General features: G+C 69.8%; 16 protein-coding genes. 5 read left to right on the top strand and 11 right to left on the bottom strand.

Annotated features, from left to right (window positions below):
* Positions 1–18: 18 nt before the first annotated feature.
* Genes DES41_RS35035 through DES41_RS35020 form a run of 4 tightly spaced genes read right to left on the bottom strand, consistent with a single transcriptional unit; the run spans position 19 to position 4,377 of the window.
* Positions 19–1,275, bottom strand: a complete 1,257-nt coding sequence (locus tag DES41_RS35035) for an NAD(P)/FAD-dependent oxidoreductase (protein ID WP_114472310.1) — start codon at positions 1,273–1,275, stop codon at positions 19–21.
* Positions 1,275–1,598 (bottom strand): 2Fe-2S iron-sulfur cluster-binding protein, encoded by a 324-nt coding sequence (locus tag DES41_RS35030; RefSeq protein WP_114472309.1) that lies wholly within the window; start codon positions 1,596–1,598, stop codon positions 1,275–1,277. Before DES41_RS35030 ends, DES41_RS35035 begins: the two co-directional genes overlap by 1 nt.
* A 9-nt stretch (positions 1,599–1,607) precedes the next feature.
* The gene (locus tag DES41_RS35025) at positions 1,608–3,050 is read right to left on the bottom strand and encodes a glutamine synthetase family protein (RefSeq protein ID WP_114472308.1); all 1,443 of its coding nucleotides are present in this window, start codon (positions 3,048–3,050) and stop codon (positions 1,608–1,610) included.
* Position 3,051: 1 nt separating this feature from the next.
* Complete coding sequence (locus tag DES41_RS35020; RefSeq protein ID WP_114472307.1) at positions 3,052–4,377, bottom strand: aromatic ring-hydroxylating dioxygenase subunit alpha; 1,326 nt, start codon at positions 4,375–4,377, stop codon at positions 3,052–3,054.
* A 278-nt stretch (positions 4,378–4,655) separates the two neighbouring features.
* Between DES41_RS35020 and DES41_RS35015 the strand changes: the two genes are divergently transcribed.
* From DES41_RS35015 to opgC, 5 genes are all read left to right on the top strand, one after another.
* Complete coding sequence (locus DES41_RS35015; RefSeq protein WP_114472306.1) at positions 4,656–5,384, top strand: GntR family transcriptional regulator; 729 nt, start codon at positions 4,656–4,658, stop codon at positions 5,382–5,384.
* 126 nt (positions 5,385–5,510) lie between these two features.
* Positions 5,511–6,152 carry a GAF domain-containing protein gene (locus DES41_RS35010; RefSeq protein ID WP_281277263.1) on the top strand — a complete coding sequence of 214 codons (642 nt, stop codon included), beginning with the start codon at positions 5,511–5,513 and terminating at the stop codon, positions 6,150–6,152.
* Between the two features lie 162 nt (positions 6,153–6,314).
* Positions 6,315–6,470, top strand: coding sequence for a hypothetical protein (locus DES41_RS38635; protein ID WP_170168391.1), 156 nt, complete (start codon positions 6,315–6,317; stop codon positions 6,468–6,470).
* Between the two features lie 7 nt (positions 6,471–6,477).
* A complete protein-coding gene (locus tag DES41_RS35005) occupies positions 6,478–7,383 on the top strand; it encodes a YihY/virulence factor BrkB family protein (RefSeq protein WP_114472305.1) in 906 nt (301 codons plus the stop codon).
* A gap of 9 nt (positions 7,384–7,392) precedes the next feature.
* The gene (gene opgC, locus DES41_RS35000; protein ID WP_114472304.1) at positions 7,393–8,604 is read left to right on the top strand and encodes an OpgC domain-containing protein; all 1,212 of its coding nucleotides are present in this window, start codon (positions 7,393–7,395) and stop codon (positions 8,602–8,604) included.
* Here the strand turns inward: opgC and DES41_RS34995 are convergent.
* From DES41_RS34995 to DES41_RS34965, 7 genes are all read right to left on the bottom strand, one after another.
* Entirely contained in the window at positions 8,552–9,355 is an 804-nt protein-coding gene (locus tag DES41_RS34995) for an SGNH/GDSL hydrolase family protein (RefSeq protein WP_114472378.1), read from the bottom strand. The two genes, opgC and DES41_RS34995, sit on opposite strands and share 53 nt — an antisense overlap.
* 64 nt (positions 9,356–9,419) lie before the next feature.
* Positions 9,420–10,799, bottom strand: coding sequence for an aminopeptidase P N-terminal domain-containing protein (locus DES41_RS34990; protein WP_114472303.1), 1,380 nt, complete (start codon positions 10,797–10,799; stop codon positions 9,420–9,422).
* A 25-nt stretch (positions 10,800–10,824) separates the two neighbouring features.
* Positions 10,825–11,466 (bottom strand): Rossmann-fold NAD(P)-binding domain-containing protein, encoded by a 642-nt coding sequence (locus tag DES41_RS34985; protein ID WP_114472302.1) that lies wholly within the window; start codon positions 11,464–11,466, stop codon positions 10,825–10,827.
* A complete protein-coding gene (murU, locus tag DES41_RS34980; protein WP_114472301.1) occupies positions 11,463–12,194 on the bottom strand; it encodes an N-acetylmuramate alpha-1-phosphate uridylyltransferase MurU in 732 nt (243 codons plus the stop codon). Before murU ends, DES41_RS34985 begins: the two co-directional genes overlap by 4 nt.
* A 30-nt stretch (positions 12,195–12,224) precedes the next feature.
* Positions 12,225–12,824: an NAD(P)H:quinone oxidoreductase gene (gene wrbA, locus DES41_RS34975; protein WP_114472300.1), complete on the bottom strand. Its 600-nt coding sequence runs from the start codon at positions 12,822–12,824 to the stop codon at positions 12,225–12,227.
* Between the two features lie 106 nt (positions 12,825–12,930).
* Positions 12,931–14,280, bottom strand: coding sequence for an esterase-like activity of phytase family protein (locus DES41_RS34970; RefSeq protein ID WP_114472299.1), 1,350 nt, complete (start codon positions 14,278–14,280; stop codon positions 12,931–12,933).
* Between the two features lie 68 nt (positions 14,281–14,348).
* Positions 14,349–15,281, bottom strand: a complete 933-nt coding sequence (locus DES41_RS34965) for an MBL fold metallo-hydrolase (RefSeq protein WP_114472298.1) — start codon at positions 15,279–15,281, stop codon at positions 14,349–14,351.
* Between the last annotated feature and the right edge of the window lie 107 nt (positions 15,282–15,388).

Genomic DNA, 15,388 nt, shown 5'->3' with positions numbered 1-15,388 from the left:
GAACTCCGAGGGGAAGGATCAGCCGCGAGGCCGGGGGATGGAAAACGGTTTGAGGTCGCTGGCGGGGTCTGCCAGCAGGTCGGCCGGTATCTGCGCCCCGACGGCGACCAGCTTGCGGGCCAGCATGTGCTCTGCCGGCCGGTTGACCGAATGCGCGGCCACCACCGCGCCGTCGCGCAGGTAGAACAGCGTGAAGCGGTCGTCGGCCATGTCGCCGCGCAGCACGGTCTCGTCGCCATGGGCGGGCAGCCCGGTCATCTGCAGCTTGAGATCGTGCTGCTCGCTCCAGAACCAGGGCACGGCGGTGAGCGGCTGCGGCTGGCCGGCCAGCACCGAGGCCGCGGCGCGCGCGCCATCGTTGGCGGCCTGGATGGATTCGAGCCGCAGGCGCGCGGGGCCACCCGGCACTGGCGGCAGTTCCATGTTGGCCACGTCGCCGGCGGCCAGCACGTTCGGCGCGCTGGTGCGGCCGCAGGCGTCGACGAGGATGCCGCCCGCGCAGGCGATGCCGGCGGCCTCGGCCAGTTCCACGTTGGGCAGCACGCCGATGCCCAGCACGACGAGGTCGCAGGCGAGCAGGCGGCCGTCGTCGAGCAGCACGGATTCGACGTGGCCTGCGGCATTGCCGAGCAGCGCCTCGACACCGCGGCCAAGTTCCAGCGCCACGCCGCGCTGGCGGTGGGCCTCTGCCATGTAGTCGGACATGGGCTCGGGAAAACTCCGTGCGAGCAGCCGCGTCTGGCCTTCGAGCACGGTGACCTGGGCGCCGGCCGCGGTGAGTGCAGCCGCGACCTCCAGGCCGATGAAGCCGCCGCCGACGATGCAGGCGCGCTTGGCGCGGCTGGAGCCGGAGACGGCCTCCTGCACGGCCAGCGCATCGTCCAGCGTGCGCAGCTGCTGCACGCCTTGCAGCGTGGCGCCCGGCACGTCGAGCGGCCGGCAGCGCGCGCCCGTGGCCAGCGCCAGCCAGCCGTAGTCCAGATGGCTGCCGTCGGCCAGCTGCACGCGCTGGGCCGCGAGGTCGAGCGCGGTGGCGCGCACACCCAGGCGCAGGTCGATGTTCTGCTCGGCGTAGAAGCCCGGCCCGCGCAGCGCGAGCTGGTCCACCGCCGTCTTGCCGGAGAGCAGGCCCTTGGACAGCGGCGGGCGCTGGTAGGGGGCATGCGTCTCGTCGCCCAGCAGCACGATGGGCGCGTCGAAGCCCTGCTCGCGGGCCGCCGCCGCGAGCTGCACGCCCGCGTACGAGGCGCCGACGATGACCAAAGCGGCAGCCATCAGACCTGCGTCTCCGGCACGCGCACCGTGAGGCCGTCGAGCGCGGCCGTGACCGTGATCTGGCAACTCAGCCGGCTGTTCGGCGCGCGCTCGCTGGCGGTGCCGTCCAGCAGTTCGTCTTCCATCTCGTCGGGCGGCACCAGCTTGCCGAGGAAGGCCTCGTCGACATAGACATGGCAGGTCGCGCAGGAGCAGCTGCCGCCGCACTCGGCGTCGATGCCGCGGATGTTGTGGTGGATGGCGGTCTCCATCACGCTGGCGCCGGGCTTGGCCTCCACGCTGCGCGTGCTGCCGTCTTTGAGGATGTAGTGGATCGTGGGCATGGCGTGTTCCTAGAACATGTCGAAGTATTCGCGGTGTTCCCACTCGGTGACTTCGAGGTTGAAGCGTGCGATCTCGGCCTGCTTGATGTGGCAGTAGTAGTCGACGAAGGGCTTGCCCAGTCCTTCGACCAGCACGGCGTCGGCCTGCAGTGCGGCCAGCGCGGCGTCGAGCGAGCGCGGCAGCTGTTCGGCCGGCGTCTCGTAGGGTGCGTCGGCGGAGGGGCCCGGGTCCATCGCGTGTTCGATGCCGTGCAGGCCCGAGAACAGCTGCGAGGCCAGGTAAAGGTAAGGGTTGGCTGTGGGCTCGCCGACGCGGTTCTCGATGCGCGAGGCGTTGTCGCCCGGCGCGCCCAGCACGCGCAGCATGGCGCCGCGGTTGTCCTGGGCCCAGATGGCGCGGTCGGGCGCGAGCGAGAACGGCCGGTAGCGGCGGTAGCCGTTCAGCGTGGGGCTGGCCAGCGCGGCGGCGCCGCAGGCGTGCGCCTTGAGGCCGGCCAGGTACTGCATGCCGAGCGGGCTCAGCACACCACCGCCAGCTTCGGGCATGAAGGCGTTGGCGCCGCTCTTCACATGCTGCAGCGACTGGTGCAGGTGCCAGCCGCTGGACATCACGCTGGGGATCTTCGGCCGGCACATGAAGGTGGCGTGGTAGCCGTTGCGCTGGCAGATCTGCTTGATGGCGCTGCGCAGCAGCACCATGGTGTCGGCCGGCGCCATGCCGACGGTGGGCCCGAACACCAGCTCGAACTGGCTCGGGCCGAACTCGATCTCCAGCGAATGCAAGGGCAGGCCCAGCGCCTGGAGCTGCGTGCGCAGCAGGTCCATGAGCGCGTCCACGCGGTCGTAGCGCAGCTCGGTCAGGTACTGGTGTCCGTGCGTGAGCAAAGAGACGGCGGGCGGCGTGCCGGGCTGGCCCGAATCGCTGAGCGCCATGTGCGCCTCGTCGAGCTTGAAGACATGGAACTCCACCTCCAGGCCGGCGACGAACTCCAGGTTGCGCGCGCTCAGCTGGCCCAGTGCGCGCTGCAGGATGCTGCGCGTGGCGAAGGGGCAGGGCTGGCCGTCCTTCATGTAGGCATCGCACAGCACCCAGCCGGTGCGCGGCGCCCAGGGCAGCATGCGAAAGGTGGATGGGTCGGCCAGCACCACGAAGTCGGCGCCGCCTTGCAGGCCTTCGAGCGCGAAGCCGCCGCCGGCCGAGAAGACGGGGAACACCGAGCGGTGCGAGGTGTCCTTGGCCAGCAGCGTGCTCGTGAGGTTGACGCCGCGTGCGAGCGCGCTGCGTGCGGCAACGGCCACCAGGGTCTTGCCGCGCAGCACGCCATGCTGGTCGGGCCAGGCGAAGCGCAGCACGTCGAGTTCGCCCGCGTCGATGCGGGCGATGATGTCCTTGGCCTGGGCCTGTTGGTCGGCGCTCCACAGGCCGAAGCGTTCGGCGAAGCTGCTGCTCATGTCAGGCTGCCGTCAAGCGGGCGGAGGCCCAGTCGGAGCCCTGGCGGCGCGCCAGGTCGGCTTCGATGCAGTAGCTGTCGGTCTTGTCCGTTGCGGCCACGCCGTCGATGGACGGTGGCCCGGTCAGCGTGCCGGCTTCTTCGAGGGTCGGCTGCATCGGCACGGGATCGCCGGCCTGGGCCGCCTCGATCGCCTTCACCAGCTGGCGGCGGTACAGCATGATGCCCTTGTCGGTCGTGCCCAGGTGCTCGCGCGTGCGGTCCTGGATGCTGCCCATGGATTCGCAGGCCCACTGGTCGTGCACGTTGATGTCCTCGCCCATGCCGGTGTAGGTCTTGTTGCGCTGTTCCTCGGCGCTGTAGCCGTACGCGTTGTGCTTGTTCTTGCGCGAGCGGTAGTCGGGCAGGTCGATGGTTTTGAGGCGTTGCTCGCGCATCTGCTGCTTGTCCACCGGGCCGGTGAAGCTGGTGAAGATGGCGTACCAGTAGCAGTGGTGGTCGTCGATGGGCACATGCCACTGCGAGATCGTCATCTCGGTGCTCATCGGGATCACGAAGGCCTGCGGGAACACCACGTTGGTCACGCGCACATGGGTCTGCTCGGGCGACAGGGTGCGCAGCGTGGTCAGGCGCATGCCGTAGGGCGCGGCCTCGGCGCGGATTTCGGGCCGGTCGTACTCGCGCAGCACCTGGGTGATGGCCAGGTCGGAATCGGCCGACGCGCCGCGGAACTGCTTGCCGTAGCTTTCCGACGTGTCCTCGTCCTCGTAGAAGCGGTGCAGGAAGGAGGCATGGGCCGGGTCCATGCCCACCTCCAGCGCCTGCAGCCAGTTGCATTCCCACAGGCCCTTGAACGCGAAGGTGTGGCTGTCGGGCGCGACGAAGCAGTCGAATTCTGGGAAGGCGGGCGCCTCGCCCTCGCCGATGTAGGCGAACACGACGCCGCTCTTCTCCACCACCGGGTAGGCGCCCTGCTGGATGCGCGTGCAGAGCTTGCTGCCGGCGGGCTCGGCCGGCGTTTCCAGGCACTGGCCGCTGGCATCGAACAGCCAGCCGTGGAAAGCGCAGCGCAGGCCGCCGTTCTCCAGCCGGCCGTAGGCGAGGTCGGCACCGCGGTGCGGGCAGTCGCGGTCGAGCAGGCCGAGGCGGCCGGTCTCGTCGCGGAACAGCACGAAATGTTGGCCCATGAGCTGCACGGGCTTGAGCGGGCGCGGGCCGCGCAGTTCCTCCGACAGCGCCACGGGCTGCCAGTACTTGCGCAGCAGCGTGCCGGCGGGCGTGCCGCGGCCAACGCGGGTGATGAAGTCGTTTTGTTCGGCGCTGATCATCGGGGTGCTCCAGGATGGGTTCGGGTCTGCACGCCATTGCATGCAACGGGATTCATTGTCTGCATCATCTGACCTGCGTCAAAGCTTTGTCACACTGGCTCGCTCGGGAATTGGCACTGCTATAGGGGTTTTCTCTGCATCAAAGCGGTGCATAGAGGTGTTTCGCAAGAAAATTTCCGGCTGATGCATGCAGAATTTAGGCCAGTGCGCTGTGGGTGCGTGCAGGCAAGCAGGCTTCTACAATCCACGGCCGATTCCTGCATGCAACGAGGCTCCCCATGGACTCCCAACAATCCCGCGTGCTCGTGCAGCTGCGCGACATGATCCTGAAGGGCGAATTCGGCCCTGGCGAGCGCCTCGCCGAGATCCCGCTGGCTGAGAAGCTCGGCGCATCGCGCACGCCGGTGCGGCTGGCGCTGGCCAGCCTGGAGCACGAGGGGCTGATCGAGCCCTCGCCGGCTGGCGGCTACCAGATGCGGCGCTTCACCTCGCAGGAGATTGCCGACGCGATTCGCGTCCGCGGCGTGGTCGAAGGCCTGGCGCTGCGCCTGCTGGCCGAGGATGGCGCGCCGCGCCAGCTGCTGCGCGAGCTGCACGACTGCCTGGACGCGGGCGACAAGGCCGTCAACAAACCCACGATGGAACTGGACGACTACGCCGCCTACGTGGAGATGAACGACCGCTTCCACCAGCTCGTGGTGGAAGGCTGCGGCAATGCGGCCGTCAAGCGGATCATGGACATGCTGGACAGCCAGCCCTTCGCCGCGCCCAGCGCCATGCTGCCCATGCAGTCGTCCATGCAGGAGGGCCAGCAGTGGATGCAGCAGGCGCACCGCACGCACCACGCCATGGTGCAGGCCATCGAGAAGGGCCAGGGCTACCGGGCCCAGGCGCTGGGCGAGGAGCATGTGGAGATCGCGCGCATGAACCTGGACTACGCGCTGGAACGGCCCGAGCTCGCGGCCGAACTCATGCCCGGCATGAAGCTGGTGGCGGCACGACGCTGACACCGCCGGCGCGGCGGGGCCTTTGCCCCCGACGCCGCCAGACATACCGGTGGCACGACAATCCCCTGTCCCAACCGAAAGCCACCTGTGCCGACACGCAAGCAACGCATCAACGACCTGACCGCCATGATCCAGAGGATCGCGGACGGTGACCGCTGCATCCAGCGCATGGAGGATCTGGTCGCCCGGGCGGCGGAGCGTGGCGAGGACACCGTCGGCTTGCTGCGCTACCTGGAGGACATGCGCCTCGTGCAGGGCTCGTTCAAGGAAAACCGGGAGGTGCTGGCGCAGGTTCTGGGCGAACGTGCCCGCATCGCGGCGCTGCAGGCCCTCAATGTGATGGACTCACCGGAGGAGCGTGCTTACGACGACATCACGCGCTTGGCGGCTTCGGTCTGCGGCACGCCCATGGCACTCGTGTCCCTGGTCGATGGCACGCGCCAGTGGTTCAAGTCGCGCGTGGGTCTGCAGGCCAAGGAGACACCGCGTGAATTGGCGTTCTGCGCGCATGCGATCCAGACGCCCGGCGAGGTGATGGTGGTGCAGGACGCCCAGGCCGATCCCCGCTTCGAGAACAACGCACTGGTGACGGGCGATCCGAACATCCGCTTCTACGCCGGGGCGCCGCTGGTCACGTCCGCCGGACACGCCTTGGGCACCTTGTGCGTGATCGACACGGTCCCCCGCGGCATCACCGCGGCGCAGATGGAGGAGCTGGAGTTCCTGGCGAACCAGGTCATCGCCGCCATGGAGGCGCGCAAGGCCTGAGCCGCGCAGTCGGGCGCAGCGCCCGATCTGGCGACCCGGCACCGGGCGCCGCGCCGCCACCAGAGCGGGTGTCGGCCAGCGACTACAGCGCTTCGCGGCGCTTGCCGGGCGCCGCGGGCACGGCGGGGCGCCCATGATGGCTGCCTGATCCTTGAGAGCTCCATGACGATGCCACACCGCCCCCCACGCCGCCACGGCGAAGACGATGGCGAGCCCGAACCGGGTGGCATGCCCGTGGAGCCTGGCGATGGCGCACCCGAGCCCGGCCTGCCCGCCGAGCCGGATCCCGATGGTGCGCCGCCACTGCCCGCCCCCTGAGCAACACATGCGGCCCGACCGGCTGGCACTGCTGCTGGCCGAGCCCGCGGGCTTCGCCTGGCGCGTGCTCAAGGCTTTCAAGGCGAACCAGGGCCTGCTGCTGGCCGGCGCCGTGGCGTACTACGCGCTGCTGTCCATCGTGCCGATGCTGATCCTGACGGTCATCGCGCTCTCGCACTTCATCGACCAAGCCGCGCTGCTGGCCACGCTGCGCCACTACCTGGCCTGGCTGCTGCCGGGCCAGTCGGGCGCCATCGTGGCCGAGCTGGCGAACTTCCTGGCGCACCGCGAGGTGCTGGGCTGGGTGCTGCTGGCCAGCATGCTGTTCTTCAGTTCATTGGCATTCACGGTGCTGGAGAACGCGATGTCGGTGATCTTCCACCACCGCGTGGCGGTGCGGCGCCGGCGCTTCATCGTCTCGGCCGCCCTGCCGTATGTCTGCATCCTTGCGCTGGGCGCGGGCCTGCTCGTGGTGACGCTGGTGTCGGGTGCCTTCCAGGCGGTCGGCCGCGAGGAACTGCATTTCCTGTGGCTCAACTGGTCGCTGGGCCATTTGTCCACCGTGCTGCTGTACCTGCTCGGCTTCGCGGGCGAGGTGTTCGTGCTGGCCGCCATCTACCTGGTGCTGCCGGTCGGTCGGTTGTCGCCCTCGCACGCATTGCTGGGTGCCGTGGCCGCGGCAGTGCTGTGGGAGATCTCACGGCGCGTGCTGGTGTGGTACATGGCCACGCTGTCGCAGATCGGCCAGGTCTACGGCTCGCTGACGACCGCCATCGCGGTGCTGCTGAGCCTGGAGCTGGCGGCGGCGCTGCTGCTGCTGGGCGCGCAGGTGATCGCCGAATTCGAGCGCCTGGGCAGCGGTGAACCCGCTGCCGCTGCGGGTTTTCGGACGCCGACGGCGTCGCACGGGTAGGCTGGCCGCATGACAGCGCCTTCTCCTGGTCAGCCGCCCAGCCAGCGCCTGTGGCAGATCGACGCGCTGCGCGGCCTGATGCTGGTGTTGATGACGTTCACGCACCTGCCCACGCTCTTCGCCTCGCCCACGGGCCAGCCCTTCGGCTTCGTCTCGGCGGCCGAGGGCTTCGTGCTGCTGTCGGGCTTCATGGCCGGCATGGTCTATGCCGGGCGCGAACGGCGCGAGGGCGAGGAGCGCATGCGCAGCGCGTTCTACCGCCGCGTGGCCAAGATCTACCTGTGCCAGGCCGCCATGCTGCTGTTCCTGTTCAGCGTGGTGGCGCTGATCGCCGTGGTGCTGCAGGAGGACGCCATCACCGGCCTCATGAAGTACTACCTGCACGAGCCGCTGCACGCGCTGGTCGGCGCGCTGCTGCTGATCTACAGCCCGCCGCTGCTGGACATCCTGCCGCTGTACGTGCTGTTCATGCTGATCAGCCCCATGGTGCTGCTGCACGGCCTGCGCCACGGCTGGGGCGGCATCATGGCCTGCAGCGTGGCGCTGTGGCTGTTGGCGCAATTCAAGCTGGGCGGCGTGCTCTACGAGGCGCTGGCGCCGGCCGCCGGCATCCGCGTGCCGTTGGTGCAGACCGGTGCCTTCGATGTGTTGGCCTGGCAGTTCCTCTGGATCATGGGGCTGTGGATGGGGGCCGAGCGCGCCGCCCAGCGCCCGCCCGTGGTGTTTCCGCGCTGGCTGCTGGGCACTGCCATCGCCTACGCGGCAGTCTGCTTCGTCTGGCGCCACGTGGTCGGGCAGGTGCCCATTCCGCAAGACGCTGGCCTCAACATGCTGTTCGACAAGTGGCAGCTGGCGCCCCTGCGGCTGTTCAACCTGTTCGCGCTGCTGGTGCTGGCCATGCACTACGCACCGTGGATGGCCAGGCATCTGCCGCGCGTGCGCGCGCTGGAAACCATGGGTGCGGCCTCGCTGCCGGTGTTCTGCTCGCACCTGGTGCTGGCGCTGCTGGCCCTGGCGCTGTTCGGTGCGCCCACACCCACGCGCAGCGCGTGGATCGATGTGGGCATCGTGGTGGTGTCGTTCGCCGTGCTCTACGGTGTGGCGCTGCTGAGCCAGGAGCTGGACCGGCAGGCGGCCGCGCGGCGCAAGGCGCGCGCGGCGGGCGGCGTCAAGGCCCCGGCCGGGCCGAGACCGCCGTCTTCTGCAGCGCTGCCGCACTGAGCCCGGCCGACTGCGGCTGCTGCGGCAGCAGGTGCGGCGTGATCGTGGCCTTCCAGATCGCGTAGCCGGCAGGGTTCATGTGCAGCGCATCGGCCGAGTAGAGGTCGGTGCGCGGTTTGCCGTCGGCGTCCAGCATGCGCGAATAGATGTCGATGAAGTCCAGGTTGGGCGTGCGGGCGCTGTAGCCCGCGATGAGCGCATTGGCTTGCATGGCCTGCGGCAGCAGCGCCACGCGCGAAGGGCTGGGCTTGATCGACAGGTACGCGATGCGCGTGCCAGGCAATTCGGCGCGCACGCGCTCGACGAACGCGACGAAGCTGTCCAGCACCTGCTGCGGCGTGCGGCCCTCGGCCAGGTCGTTGTCGCCGGCGTAGACCACGATCAGGCGCGGCTGGTAGGGCAGCACGAGCTGTTCGACATGCTCTGCCACATCCAGCATGCGCGAGCCGCCGAAGCCGCGCTTGATCACCGGCATCTTGTCGAACTGGGTTTCCAGGTCGTCCCACAGCCGGATCGAGGAGCTGCCCACGAACAGCACGCCGCCGGTTTGCGGCGCCTGCTGGAGGTCGGCCGCGGCGAAGGCGTCGAAGCTCTCCTTCCAGCGTGTGTCCACTGCGGTGACGGCACGCTGCTGCTGCGGCGCGCCGCGTCCGGCCTGCACGGGCATGGGTTGCGCCCCCGCCGAGGCGCCGAGGCCCAGGCTGTACAGCGCGAGGGCGAGCTTGGTCAAGCGGCGTTTGGTTTTACGCATGGACAACATCTTCCTCCTCGAACAACCGTCGTGTGTCAGCGCATGCCCACGCGGCCTGACGGACTCAGCGCATCAGCGCCTCGATCTCGTCGGCCTTCACGGGCACGCCGCGCGTGATCAGCTCACAGCCTTCGGCCGTGACGATGGCGTCGTCCTCGATGCGGATGCCGATGCCGTGGAACTGTTCCGGCGCCGCGGTGCCGGGCCGCACATAGATGCCGGGCTCGATGGTCAGCACCATGCCGGGGCGCAGGATGCGGCTGGGCCGGTCGGTGATGGTCTCGCCCGACAGCGCGTCCTTGCGCTCGCTGCCGTTGCCGATCTCGCTGGGCTCCACGTAGCTGCCGCAGTCGTGCACGTCCATGCCCAGCCAGTGGCCGGTGCGGTGCATGTAGTAGGCGAAGTAGGCGCGCTTCTCGATCACGTCGTCCACGCTGCCGACCTTGTCCTTGTCCAGCAGCCCGAGATCCAGCATGCCCTGGGCCAGCACCTTGACGGTGGCCTCGTGCGGGTCGTTGAAGCGCTTGCCCGCCCGCGTGGCCTCCACGGCGGCGTCCTGGCTCGCCAGCACCAGGTCGTACAGCGCGCGCTGCGGGCCGGTGAATTTGCCGTTGGCCGGGAAGGTGCGCGTGATGTCGCTGGCGTAGCCGTCGAGTTCGCAGCCGGCGTCGATCAGCACGAGCTCGCCATTGCGCACGGGCGCGGCGTCGGCGCGGTAGTGCAGCACGCAGGCGTTGGCACCGGCCGCGACGATGGAGCCGTAGGCCGGGTACTGCGAGCCGCCCATGCGGAAAGCGTGCAGCAGTTCGGCGTCCAGGTGGTATTCGCGCACCTCCTGGCCCGCGCGCAGCATGCGTGCGCTGGTCTGCATGGCGCGGATGTGGGCCTCGGCGCTGATCTGCGCGGCGCGGCGCATGATGTCCTGCTCGTGCGCGTCCTTGACCAGGCGCATCTCGTCGAGCACGCCGCACAGGTCGCGCTGCGACTCGGGGCACAGGGCCCCGAAGCGCACCCGCGCACGCACCGAGGACAGCCAGCCATCGATGCGCGACTCCAGCCCCTTGTGGATCGCGAACGGGAACCAGACGGTGCCGCGGTTCTCCAGCAGCCTGGGCAGTTGCGTGTCCAGCGTGGCGACCGAGTGCGCGGCGTCCAGGCCCAGCGCCTCGGGCGCGGCATCGGGGCCGAGGCGGTAGCCGTCCCAGATCTCGCGCTCCAGGTCCTTGGGTGCACAAAACAGCGTGCTTTTGCCATCGCCGGTGATGACCAGCCAGGCATTGGGCTCGGTGAAGCCGCTCAGGTAGTAGAAGTAGCTGTCGTGCCGGTACAGGAAATCGCTGTCGCGGTTGCGCGGGCGTTCCAGCGCGGTCGGGATGATGGCGATGCCGTCGCGCCCGATCTGGCGGGCGACTTCGGCGCGGCGTTGGGCGTAGGGCAAGGTCATGCGGCGATGCTAACGCCGCGCGGGTTCAGGTGCGCTGCATCTGGCCCGACAGCAGCAGGCTGCGGCCCGGAGCGCCGCGGGCCACGGTGGCGACCAGCGCATGGGCCACATCGCCGGCGCGGATCGCGCGGTAGTTGGCCGGAATCAGCGGCCGCAACCAGCGGCTGACGGCCTCGCCGATGACTTCTCCGCGGCGCGTGGGCTGGCCGAGCGGACCGCGGTCGCCGACCAACAGCGAGGGGCGGGCGATCACCAGGGTCTCGAAGCCGATCTGCGCGATCGCCTGCTCGACCTCCCCCTTGACCTGGCTGTAGAATACGCGCGAGCCGGTGTCCGCGCCCATGGCGCTGACCAGGCCCAGCCGGCGGGCGCCAGCCGCCCGCGCTGCATGTGCCACGGCCAGCACGGCGTCGTGGTCCAGCGCGCGGAAGGCTTCCTGGCTGCCGGCCACCTTGATCGTGGTGCCCAGCGCGATGAAGGCGGTGTGCAGCGGCGGCAGCGCCGGGATGCTGCGCAGGTCGCTGGCATGGTGGTGCAGCTTGGCGTGCACCGTGGGCGGCGCGCGCCGGCCCAGCGTGTGGACGGCGGCCACGCCCCGGTCGGCCAGCAGCAGCGCGAGGATCTCGCGGCCGACCAGCCCCGTGGCGCCGGCCAGCAGCACGTTCATGGGGCGCCTCCGTCCAGCGCGGCCAGTTGGGCCGGCGTGCCGATGTTGTGCCAGGCGCCGGCATAGACCTCGGCGCCGATCTGGCGGTCGCGGATCGCCGACTTGAGCAGCGGGCCCAGCGCGGCCTTCTGGCCCGCGGGCACGCCGGCGCACAACGCCTTGCGCATCAGCGCGAAGTTGGCATAGGTCCAACGCCGGCCGTCCGGGCCGGCGTCGGTCAGCGCCAGGCCGTCCGCACCGATGCCGAAGTCGCCCGCGGGATGGAAGTTGGGGTTGGGCACCAGCCACAGATGGGCCAGGCGCCCGGGCTGCGCCGCGAAGGCGGCGGCGCACGCGGCGTCATAGGCGAAATCGGGCGCGTGGATGTCGCCCGAGACCAGCCAGAAGCACTCGTCCAGCAGGGGCAGCGCCTTGGCGATGCCGCCGGCCGTCTCCAGCGCGCCGCCGTGGTCGCGGCCTTCCATGGAGTAGTGGATGGCGAGGCCCCAGCGGCTGCCGTCGCCGAGGGCGGCCGGAATCTGCTCTTCCAGCCAGGCCGTGTTGACCACCACGCGCTGCACGCCCGCGCGTGCCAGCGCCTCCAGGTGCCAGACGATCATGGGCTTGCCGCGCACGGGCAGCAGCGGCTTGGGGGTCTGGTCGGACAGCGGCCGCATGCGCTCGCCGCGGCCGGCGGCGAGCACCATGGCGCAGCGGACCGGCTGCGCAGAGGGGATCGGGGAAGGCATGGTCCCGATTATGGGGACCGACGCCAGCCTTCAGCCGAACAGTTTGGCAGCCGTCTTGGCCACCAGCTCGCCTTGGTGGCGTGCGCCGGCCAACTCGATCGCACTGGGCTGGCGCGAACCGTCGCCGCCGGCGATCGTGGTGGCGCCGTAGGGCGCGCCGCCGACGATTTCGTCCAGCGTCATCTGGCCGCCATGGCTGTAGGGCAGGCCGACGATCACGAGGCCGAAGTGCAGCAGGTTGGTGATGATGGAGAACAGCGTGGTCTCCTGGCCGCCGTGCTGCGTCGCCGTGGAGGTGAAGGCCGCGCCGACCTTGCCGTTCAGCGCGCCGCGCGCCCACAGGCCGCCGGCCTGGTCCAGGAAGGCCGCCATCTGCGAGGACATGCGGCCGAAGCGGGTGCCGGTGCCGATGACGATGGCGTCGTAGTTGGCCAGGTCTTCGACCGAGGCCACGGGCGCGGCCTGGTCCAGCTTGAAGTGGCCCTTCTTCGCGATCTCTTCGGGCACCGTCTCGGGCACGCGCTTGATGTCCACCTGGGCGCCCGCCGCACGCGCGCCTTCGGCGATGGCGCCGGCCATGGTCTCGATGTGACCGTAGGTGGAGTAGTAGAGAACGAGGACTTTGGCCATGGTGCTTCCTGGTGGATGGAGGGATGGCTGCATTGTTGGCGCCTCCATCCGGGCTGCGCACCACCCAAAGGTGAAGGCAGCGTTCAAGCCTTTTGAACGGACACCCTCATTTGGCGCGCATCAATTCGCCCACTTCGAGCAGCACGAGTTCGTTGTCGTCGGCCTGGTCGGGCACGCGGCTGCTGCTGAACGGCAGGTTGTTGTCGTTGCCGACCACGATGTGCGTGGCGTCCACGATGTCCACGTTCTCGATCGTGAAGAACGGGAAGGTCAGCACGCCGTTCGTCAAGGGCTTCCTGGCGAGCTTGTTCGGGTCCTGGATGGCCATGAGGTCGATGTAGCCGACCTTGCGCACGGCGCTGCCCACGTTGGCCTCGCTCATCTCGATCTTGTAGACGCGCTTGAACTTGGCCAGGTCGTGGAAGCAGTCGGCGCGCTTCTCGCCGGCGGGGCAGGCCTTGTCGGCCGTGCCTTCGCCGTTGTCGCGCTCGATGATGAGGGCGGTGGTGGCATCGACCATGTTGAAGTCGCCGATGGCGTGCTGGCCGGCTTCCAGCAGGTACTTCCAGTGCCGGCCGGTCCAGGCCTTCTGCTGCACGTCGAACTCGAGCACGCGCAGGGCGGTCTTGCCGTCGACCGTCTCGTTGGCCTTGGCCGCGGCGTTCCACAGCGGGCCTTCCAGCAGCGCGTAGAGCTTGCTGCCGTCGGGCGAGGCGGCCATGCCCTCGAAGCCCTTGGAGCGGCGCACCTCGAAGGCGGGCAGCGCGGCATCCGGCGCGCCGGGCATGGCGATGGCGGGGTGGTCGGGCGAGCGCACGGTCTTGCCGTCCACCTGGGTCTCGAACACGGCCAGCACCTTGCCGTCCAGGTCGGCCTGGATCAGCCAGGGGCCGAACTCCTCGGCCACCCAGAGCGAGCCGCCGGCGAACTGGAAGCTCTCGGGGTCGAAGTCCGAGCCGGTCAGGTAGCGCTTCTCGCTGCCTTCGTGAACGATGCGAAAGGGCACCTTGCGGTCCGGGTCGTGCAGGAACACGGTCTTCTTGCGCTCGAACCGGCCGCTCTTGAAGTCCACCGCGTAGTGGTTCAGGTAGAGCATGAAGTCCGGCGAGTTGGCCTTGCTGCCGGCGCCGTTGTCCGTGAGGATCCAGAAGCTGCCGTCGGCCATGCGCTTGATGCCCGAATGGCCTTGCGCGGGCTGGCCATCGAACGGCAGGCCGATGCCGGTGGGCCGGCCGCCCGACAGGCCCATCACCGCGCCCGGCTTGTCCGCACGCTGGGCCGTCGTGAACTTGCCAGCCCTGCGCAGGTCGGCCGGTGCATCGGCGGGCGGCGCGATCAGCGAGAGGGCGGGCAGCACGGCGTGCCCGGCCAGGGTGGCCGGGTAGGCCTGCTGGGCGTGGGCGACGGAAGACAGGGCGGCGGCGCAGGCAAGCGCGGCGAGGGTCAGGCGGAACATGCGTTGTCGGCTCGGTGGAAAAGACAAGCCCGCGAGCCTGACGGCCCCGGATGACAGCGCCGTGACCCTCAGCGGTTGAGCAGCAGCGGCCCCTCGCGCGCCGCCGCGCCCGAGCGCAGCAAATCCTCGACCAGCGAGCCGCCCCAGGCGTCGATGGCGCCAGCGTCCGCGAAATGCCGCGCGTGCAGGGTCTGGAAGTAGGGCGTGCGCTGCGCCCAGGCCAGCAGCTCGGCCTCGGCGATCGACTGCAACTCCAGCAGCTTGAACTTGAGCAGCACCTTGGCCGCGTAGAGCGCGTGCTTGCGCGGCGCCGCGACGAAGCCCTCCAGCCGCCGGCGCGCGCGATCGAGTGCCGGGCCCACGTCGTCGAACGCGCTGCCATGGCCGGGAATGACCAGGCGCGGCGCCAGCCGCTCGATGAGGTCCAGCGAGGCGCCCACCTCGGCGAAGGCCGATTCGCCTTCCAGTTCGGGGAACACCACGCCGAAGCCGTTCTGCCAGAGCGCGTCACCGGCCACGAGCAGGCCCCAGGCCGGCTCGAACAGCAGCACGGCATGCGGGTCGTGGCCCGGCGCCGCATGCACCTGCCAGCGCCCGGCCCCGAGCACGATCTCCTGGCCCGGCTGCAACAGCCCGTCGATGCCGAAACGCGGGCACAGCTGGCCCGTGGGCGCGTAGCTCAGCGCGTCGTCGTCCCAGTCGCGCACGGCCTCGGCCTGGCCGGGCGGGATGGCCGTGTGCAGCTGCGGGTAGTGCTGTTGCAAGGCGGCGTTGCCGCCGCAATGGTCGCTGTGCAGGTGGGTGTTGAGCAGCCGCTCCAGCGGCGCGCCCCCCAGGGCCTGCTGCAGCAGCGCCAGCGTCTGCACGGCGTGCGTGCAATAGCCCGAATCGACCAGCGCGGTGGGGCCGATGCCCTGCGGATCGCGCAGCAGCAGGTTGTTGGAGGAGAGCCAGCCGCGCTCGAACAGCGCGACGCCGGGGGGGAGTTCGATGGCGGCCATGTGCTGCCGGCGACTGTAGATCAAGCAAGGGTGCGGCCCGCCTCGCTAAAATCCCGGGTTTCCCCCGATTCCGACCGGAGCTGCCCACCCATGGCGAACACTGACAC

The organism is Pseudorhodoferax soli (assembly GCF_003337555.1).
Lineage (GTDB): Bacteria > Pseudomonadota > Gammaproteobacteria > Burkholderiales > Burkholderiaceae_C > Pseudorhodoferax > Pseudorhodoferax soli.
Note: the sequence above shows the minus strand (reverse complement) of the source record. Positions and strands in the feature narration are given on the sequence as shown.